Raw genomic sequence first — 6,862 nt, forward strand, 5'->3', positions numbered from 1 at the left:
CCCCTGCCCCCGACCAGCCCCCTTCAGGAAGGAACCCCGATGAGCCCGCTCGCCGACACGGACGTGCACCGCATAGACATCCCCTCCGCCACCGAGGACCCCGCCGCGTACGTCGACGCCCTCCTCGCCGTCGCGGGAGACCGCGACCCCTTCGACGTCCTCGCGCAGACGCCGGTCTGGGCGGCCCGCCTCTTCGCGGACCTGCCCACCGAGCTCGCCGAGACCGTCCCCGAGCCGGGCGAGTGGCCCGCCGCGTTCATCGTGGGCCACCTCTTCGACGTCGACATCGTCTACGGCTTCCGCTGGCGGCTCGTCGCCACCGAGGACGACCCGGTCTACCCGGGCTACGACGAGCAGCTGTGGGCCCCGCTGCCCCGCCTGCCGTTCCGCCAGATGCTCGACGCCTGGACCGGGCTGCGCGCCTCGAACGTCGCGCTCCTCGCCGCCCTGCCGCCCGCCGACTGGCAGCGGACGGGCCGCCACGGCGAGCAGGGCGGCGAAACCATGGAGGTCATGATCCGCAAGGTCGTCGGCCACGACATCGCGCACATCAACCAGATCTACCGGGCCATCCGCCTCGTCCGGCAGGCCGCCGGCCTCGACGTCGCCGAGCTCGACGCCGCGTACGCCTCCCTCGGCCTGCGCTGACCCGCCCGCCTTCCCGTCCGTACCCCCAGAAGGGACCCACCGCCATGACCACCGCCGTGCCCACCGCCCTCCGGACCCCCGTCCCGGACACCATCGCCGCCGTCGGCCCGGACCTGCGCGACGACCTGCGCGAGAAGCGCTACGCGCTGGTGTCGGCCGCCGACCTGGCCCTCTCCCCGGAGCTCGCCGACGCGTTCGGCGACCTCCAGGCGTCCTGGAGCCGGCTCACCCCGGACGTCCACTTCGGCGGCGGCGACCGCGCCGTCCGCACCCGCCGCTACAGCGACTTCGCGTTCACGCCCGCCACGGGCGAGCTGGTCCCGCTCGACCACGTCGCGTACTTCCAGAGCGAGGCCATGAACGCGTTCGTCGGCGGCATCGAGCGGCACTTCGGCGACGTCGAGGAGTCGACGTACACCAACCCGCTGTTCCGGGCCCTGGTCCGGTACGACTTCGACAACCTGCCCATCGAGGCCGAGTACCGCGACCGCACCTGGGTGTGCCAGATCCACCAGATCCGCATCGAGATCAACCCGGGCAAGTACAACGAGCTCGTCCCTGAGGGCATCCACTCCGACGGCTACCCGTGGGCCGGCCTGCACCTGATCTCCCGCGTCGACGTCGAGGGCGGCCACAGCACGGTCTTCACCTGGGACGAGGAGCCCCTCGCCAAGGGCACCTTCCTCACCCCGCTCGACTCCCTGATCTTCGAGGACCGGGCGATGAAGCACCACGTCACCGGCCTGAGCGCGGGCGAGGACAAGGGCGGCCACCGCGACGTGCTCGCGATCTCCTTCTCCCTGCCGGGCTCGCCGTACGAGACGCTGGTCTGATGCCGGCGGCAGCGCCGGCGCTCGCCGAGCCGTTCGACGTACTGGTCGCGCCGCCCCCGCCGGCGGCGCACGCGGTCTCGGCCGACATGGCCGCCGCCGACATCCCGCAGGTCATCGCGCTGCTGCGGGCCGCGCCGCAGGCCGCGTACTGCGAGTGGGAGGACGAGGCGCTCCTGGCGGGGCACCTGGCCCACTCGGCGGACCTGTGCCGCGTGGTGCGGACCCCGTCGGGCCGCGTCGTCGCCGCGCTGCTGGCCGGCTCCTTCGGCGTGCGCGGCAGCATCAGCCACGCGGTGGTCGACCCGGGCCACCGCCGGCTGGGGCTGGCGCGGGTGATGGCGGCGGACGCCCTGGAGGCCTTCCGGCGCCGCGGGGTGCGCCGGATCTTCCTCGCCGTCCTCGACGGCAACGAGGCGGCGACCGGCCTGTGGACCGGGGCGGGGTTCCGGCCGGCGCTGGGGGAGAGGACCTTCGAATGCGACCTGTAGCAGCCCCCGCCGCCCCGGCTGCGCCTGCCGCCCCGTCTGCGCCTGCGCCGCGGGCGTGGGCGGCCGGGCTCGGGCAGGCCGTGCCCGTCATGCTCGGCTACGTGCCGGTGGCCTTCGCGTTCGGCGTCCTCGGGCACACCGCGGGGCTGCCCTGGTGGGCGTCGGCGGCCATGTCGGCGTTCGTCTACGGCGGGTCGTCGCAGTTCGCCGCCCTCCAGCTGCTGGCGGTCGGCGCCGCCCCGTACGCCGTCGTCCTGACGACCTTCGTCGTCAACCTGCGGCACCTGCTGCTGTCCGCGGCCATCGCGCCGCGGCTGGCCGGCTGGCGGCGCCGGGAGCAGGCGCTGTTCGCGTACGAGCTGACCGACGAGGCCTTCGCCGTGCACTCGGCGCAGTGGGCCGAGCGCGCCCGACGCCCCAAGGCCGAGGTGTTCGCCTTCAACACCGCCGTCCACGGCTCGTGGGTGGCGGGCACGCTGGCGGGCGTCCTCGCCGGGGACCTCGTCACCGATGTGGAGGCGCTCGGCCTGGACTACGCGCTGCCCGCCATGTTCATGGCCCTGCTGGCGGCGGGCGTCGTCGCCGACCGGCGCGGCCTGGCCGTCGCCGTGCTGGCAGGCGCCCTCGCGGCGGGGCTGACCCTGCTCGGCCTGGAGTACTGGGCCGTCCTGGCGGCCGCGGCCCTCGCCGCCACCTTCGGCCTCGCCCTGACCCCCCGCGCGGAGCGCTTGCCCGCCCTCGGGGATGACGCCGAACCCGCGGAAGGAGGTGCGAGTCGATGAGCGGCCCCGTTCTCGCCCTCACCATCGCCGGGATGGCGGCCGTGACCTTCGGTCCCCGGCTGCTGCCGACGCTGTTCCTGGCGGCGGCGTCCCTGCCCGGGCCGGTCGTGGTCTGGCTGCGGCAGGTGCCGCCCGCGGTGATCGCCGCGCTGCTCGCCCCGCCGCTGTTCGTGCCGGACGGCCGGCTCGACCTCGGCCCGGGGAACCTCGGGCTGTGGCTGGCGGCGCCGACGCTGCTGCTGGCCTGGCGGACGCGGAACTTCTACCTCACGATCGCGTTCGGCATCGGCTCCCTGGCACTGCTCCGCTTCCTCACGGGCTGAGGCGGCGCTCCGGCCACCGTCTTTGATTCCTTCAAAAAGGCTCTGACCTGCGCTTATGTTCGGGTTGAGGGGGTCCGGGGAGTGCCGCGGGCGGTAAATGGGCGCAGGCCCCCGCTCCGATGGCGTAGGGTTGGTCCTACCGACGCGGGGTGGAGCAGCTCGGTAGCTCGCTGGGCTCATAACCCAGAGGTCGCAGGTTCAAATCCTGTCCCCGCTACTCAGTACGAGGCCCGGCTTCCCATGGAAGCCGGGCCTTCGTCGTTCCCGCCCGGACACTCCCGCCGTCGTGACGGTGCGTGAGGGATCGGCCGCGCACCGCAAGGCCGGTGAGGGTGCGTCAAGAGGCCTGTGTGGCTGAAGAGATACGCAATTCGCGGGCGATACATCCTTTTTGATGGGCGGAAGGCTGCTTTGCCTGCCTCATATACGGCCACTCCGCGCCCTCTTGGCCGGAATGATCAAGCGCAGCGGCTTGGAATCATTCCCCTGCGTCTATTACCGTTCGATAACGCAGTGCGGTCGTCCCAGCCGTCGCAAGAGGCGGCGCCGTGTGCGTTCGACTGTCCCCTGAGGAGTGTGCCCCGGTGGCCTCCAACGTGCCTGCGCCCGACGGCATCGAGATCCAGGAACCGCCGTCCCCCGGCGCCTGGGGCGAGTGGAACCCCACCGAGGACTCCGTCCGCCCCGTCCGCGGGAAGCACCGCGTCGCGAAGCAGGGCGGCGGACTCGCCCGCAGCTCCACCGTCCTCGGTGTCGGCATCATCGCCGCCGTCGGCGCCGGCGGCATCGCCACCGCCCAGGACCGCCCCCAAGTCCCCATATCCATACCGTCCTTCACGGGGCCCTCCGACGACGACACCGGCCCGGACACCGGCACCGGGGGCGAGACCGGGGCGCGGACCGGCATCCTCGCGCAGCAGGGCGGCGCACCCGACGCCGGAGAGGTCCTGCGCACGCGCATCCTCCAGCAGGCAGGGCACCAGAGCGACGCCGCCGACTCGCAGGCCCGCGCCGAAGCGGCCCGAGCCGCTCAGGAGGCCGCCGCCGCCGAGGCCAAGGCCGGCCGTGAAGCCGCGGAGAAGGCCGCCGAGGAAGCCCGCGCCGCCGCGGAGAAGGCGGCCGCCGAAGCCGCCGCCGCGAAGGCCGAGGAGGAGCGGATCGCCAAGGCCGCCGGGAACTACTCCCTGCCGACCTCCTCCTACACCATCACCTCGTACTACGGCGCCTCCGGCGCCATGTGGTCCTCAGGCCAGCACACAGGCCTGGACTTCGCCGCCCCGACCGGCACCCCCGTCAAGGCCGTCGCCGGCGGGAAGGTCATCTCGGCCGGCTGGTCGGGCGCCTACGGCTACCGCATCGTCCTCCAGCTCCCCGACGGCACCGAGATCTGGTACTGCCACCTGTCCTCGATGTCCGTCACCTCCGGCGAGGTCGGCGCGGGAGACACGATCGGCCGGGTCGGCGCCACCGGCAACGTCACCGGCCCCCACCTCCACCTGGAGGTCCGCAAGGGCGGATCGGCGACGGACCCGCTGGCGTGGCTCCGCTCCAAGGGTCTGACCCCGTAGGCCGGCCGGGCCTCCGCGCCGCCGGCACGAACGGCCGCCGCGGCGGCAGCAGGTCCTCCATGACCGCCGCCCGGGCCAGCGCCGGCCCGGCCGTGGCCCGGCGCTGCCACAGACTGCGCAGCAGCTCCGCCTCCCGCCCCGCGAACTCCGGATCCCAGGCCGGGCCCGTCCGCGCCCGGTGCCGCAGCAGCGCCAGCGCGGCCGCGTCCGCCTCGTACCGGGCCACCGCGCGGCCCGCGGCCCGGCCGCCGCTGCGCCGCGCCAGCGCCCGCGCCAGCGACCGCGCCGGCACCGAGGCCATCGCCGACACCTCCGCCGGGGCCAGCCAGCCCGCGGCCGCGTACACCGCCAGCTCCCCGGCCACCTCCCGCAGCCTGCGCCGCCGCATCCGCACCGCCAGCCACAGCAGCAGTCCGAACAGCGGCACCATCACGCAGCCGTAGACCCGGTAGAAGCCGTACTCGCCCATCCGCGACGAGCTGTTCCACAGGGCGTGCAGGCCCACCGCGAGCGCCAGCCCCAGCAGCGGCAGCCCGCACCGCGCCGGCCGGGACCGCCGCCGGCCCGCCCGGACCGCGGCCGCGGCACCGAAGCCGAGCCCCGTCAGGACCGTGAACAGCGGGTGCGCGAACGGCGACAGCACGACCCGCACGAAGAACGTCGCCAGCGTCACCGAGTCCAGGACGCCCGCCGAGCTCTCCAGGTCCTCGGTGTACGCGTTCCCCAGGTACAGGACGTTCTCGGTGAACGCGAACCCGGTGGCCGTGAACCCGGCCACCGTGAACCCGTCCGCCGGCCCCGTGAACTGCCGTCGGCGGAAGGCGAACACCGCCAGCAGGGCGGCCGCCTTCGCGCTCTCCTCCACCACCGGCGCGATGGCCACCGAGCCGAGCAGGTCCGCGTCCGACGGGTCCGCGGTCGCCCCCGCGATCCACTCGGTCGCGAAGTCGTTGGCCAGTATCGCGATCAGCGCCGCCGTGCAGGCACCCCAGCCGAAGCAGAACAGCAGCAGCGCCCACGGCCGGGGCGCCGCCCTGCCCAGCCACCGGAACGCCGCGAGGAGCGGCGCCACCGGCAGCACGGCCAGGCCGAGGCCCACCAGGAAGCCGGCGGTGCCGGTCTCCTGCCGGACGAGTTCGAGGATCGCCAGGCCGGAGGCGGCGAGGACGGCGAGCACGCACGCCCGCGCACGGAAGCGCGGGCGGACCTGCGCCCGCGGTCGGGAGCCGGGAAGTGCCAGGAACACGCGATGACTCTAGCGAGCCGTCCCGACACGGGGAGTGACCTCAGGCGTTCTCCACCCGGCGGAACAGCAAGTCGTGTACGACGTGCCCCTTGTCCAGGCCCTGCCCTTCGAAGCGGGTCAGCGGCCGGAAGTCGGGCCGCGGCGCGAAGCCGCCGTCCTCCTGCGTGTTCTCGAACATCGGGTGCGCGGTGAGGACTTCGAGCATCTGCTCGGCGTACGGCTCCCAGTCGGTCGCGCAGTGCAGCACCGCGCCCGGCGCCATCCGCGTCGCCGCGAGGTCGAGGAACTCGGGCTGGATCAGGCGCCGCTTGTGGTGGCGGGCCTTCGGCCACGGGTCCGGGAAGTAGACGCGGATCCCCGCGAGGGAGGCCGGGGGGAGCATCTCGCGCAGCAGGATGATCGCATCGCCGTTCGCCACGCGGACGTTCGTCATGCCGCCGCGCTCGGCGAGGGCGAGGAGGTTGCCCTGGCCCGGGGTGTGCACGTCGGCCGCGAGGATGCCGGTGTCCGGGTCGGCCGCGGCCATCTGCGCCGTCGCCTCCCCCATGCCGAAGCCGATCTCCAGTACGACGGGCAGCCCGCCGAAGAGCCGGTCCAGGTCGAGGACCTCGCGTCCGTCGATGTCCAGGCCCCAGGTTCCCCAGAGCCGCTTCAGGGCCTCGCCCTGCCCGGTGGTGACCCGGCTGCGCCGCGGCTGGAAGCTGCGGATCCGCCGCTCGTGGTGCGAGCCCGCCGGGTCGGGTGCGGGGCCGTCGGGGAACCGCGGCTCGGTACGCCACTTGGGCGGCACGTAGGAGTTCGCCGCGGGCTCGGCTTCCGGGGCGTCGGGCTGGGGGGTACGGGACTCAGACACAATCCCGGAATTCTACGGCCCGCCCCCGCGCCCCGCCCGCCGACGGCCCGCGCGGCCGGGGGACCGGCGGACGCGGCGGGGCGCGGGGGCCGGCTCTTACAAACATCTGGCGCTGCCGACG

Annotated in this window: 8 protein-coding genes and 1 tRNA gene; 7 read left to right on the forward strand and 2 right to left on the reverse strand. The window is 74.2% G+C overall.

The genetic code is table 11. The features are described 5' to 3' along the window. The 7 genes from EF903_RS26225 to EF903_RS26255 all read left to right on the forward strand — a co-directional run. Nucleotides 1–648 (forward strand): DinB family protein (locus EF903_RS26225; RefSeq protein ID WP_221888775.1); only part of this gene is annotated, 648 nt, incomplete at its 5' end. A 44-nt stretch (nt 649–692) separates the two neighbouring features. Continuing rightward, on the forward strand, nt 693–1,481 hold the full coding sequence (locus tag EF903_RS26230; RefSeq protein WP_125547205.1) for a 2OG-Fe dioxygenase family protein: 789 nt from the start codon (nt 693–695) through the stop codon (nt 1,479–1,481). Then, complete coding sequence (locus EF903_RS26235; RefSeq protein ID WP_125547207.1) at nt 1,481–1,969, forward strand: GNAT family N-acetyltransferase; 489 nt, start codon at nt 1,481–1,483, stop codon at nt 1,967–1,969. The genes EF903_RS26230 and EF903_RS26235 overlap by 1 nt, the downstream gene beginning before the upstream one ends. Continuing rightward, nucleotides 1,957–2,751: an AzlC family ABC transporter permease gene (locus tag EF903_RS35965; RefSeq protein ID WP_125547209.1), complete on the forward strand. Its 795-nt coding sequence runs from the start codon at nt 1,957–1,959 to the stop codon at nt 2,749–2,751. The genes EF903_RS26235 and EF903_RS35965 overlap by 13 nt, the downstream gene beginning before the upstream one ends. Further along, nucleotides 2,748–3,074 (forward strand): AzlD domain-containing protein, encoded by a 327-nt coding sequence (locus tag EF903_RS26245; RefSeq protein ID WP_125547211.1) that lies wholly within the window; start codon nt 2,748–2,750, stop codon nt 3,072–3,074. Before EF903_RS35965 ends, EF903_RS26245 begins: the two co-directional genes overlap by 4 nt. A 143-nt stretch (nt 3,075–3,217) precedes the next feature. Next, nucleotides 3,218–3,291: transfer RNA gene (locus EF903_RS26250), tRNA-Met, on the forward strand. A 367-nt stretch (nt 3,292–3,658) separates the two neighbouring features. Then, on the forward strand, nt 3,659–4,642 hold the full coding sequence (locus tag EF903_RS26255; RefSeq protein WP_125547213.1) for a M23 family metallopeptidase: 984 nt from the start codon (nt 3,659–3,661) through the stop codon (nt 4,640–4,642). Here the strand turns inward: EF903_RS26255 and EF903_RS26260 are convergent. Next, nucleotides 4,551–5,888, reverse strand: a complete 1,338-nt coding sequence (locus EF903_RS26260) for a PrsW family intramembrane metalloprotease (protein ID WP_125547215.1) — start codon at nt 5,886–5,888, stop codon at nt 4,551–4,553. The genes EF903_RS26255 and EF903_RS26260 overlap by 92 nt on opposite strands. Nucleotides 5,889–5,928: 40 nt before the next feature. After that, a complete protein-coding gene (gene trmB / locus EF903_RS26265) occupies nt 5,929–6,741 on the reverse strand; it encodes a tRNA (guanosine(46)-N7)-methyltransferase TrmB (protein WP_125547217.1) in 813 nt (270 codons plus the stop codon). Nucleotides 6,742–6,862: the final 121 nt, after the last annotated feature.

The sequence above is a fragment of the Streptomyces sp. WAC05292 genome (genome assembly GCF_003949955.1).
Taxonomy (GTDB): Bacteria; Actinomycetota; Actinomycetes; order Streptomycetales; family Streptomycetaceae; genus Streptomyces; species Streptomyces globosus.

What these genes read in the sequence shown, in the direction of transcription:
- EF903_RS26245 (WP_125547211.1), top strand. Translation starts at nt 2,748, where the DNA reads ATGAGCGGCCCCGTTCTCGCCCTCACCATCGCCGGGATGGCGGCCGTG.
- EF903_RS26235 (WP_125547207.1), top strand. Translation starts at nt 1,481, where the DNA reads ATGCCGGCGGCAGCGCCGGCGCTCGCCGAGCCGTTCGACGTACTGGTC.
- EF903_RS26230 (WP_125547205.1), top strand. Translation starts at nt 693, where the DNA reads ATGACCACCGCCGTGCCCACCGCCCTCCGGACCCCCGTCCCGGACACC.
- EF903_RS35965 (WP_125547209.1), top strand. Translation starts at nt 1,957, where the DNA reads ATGCGACCTGTAGCAGCCCCCGCCGCCCCGGCTGCGCCTGCCGCCCCG.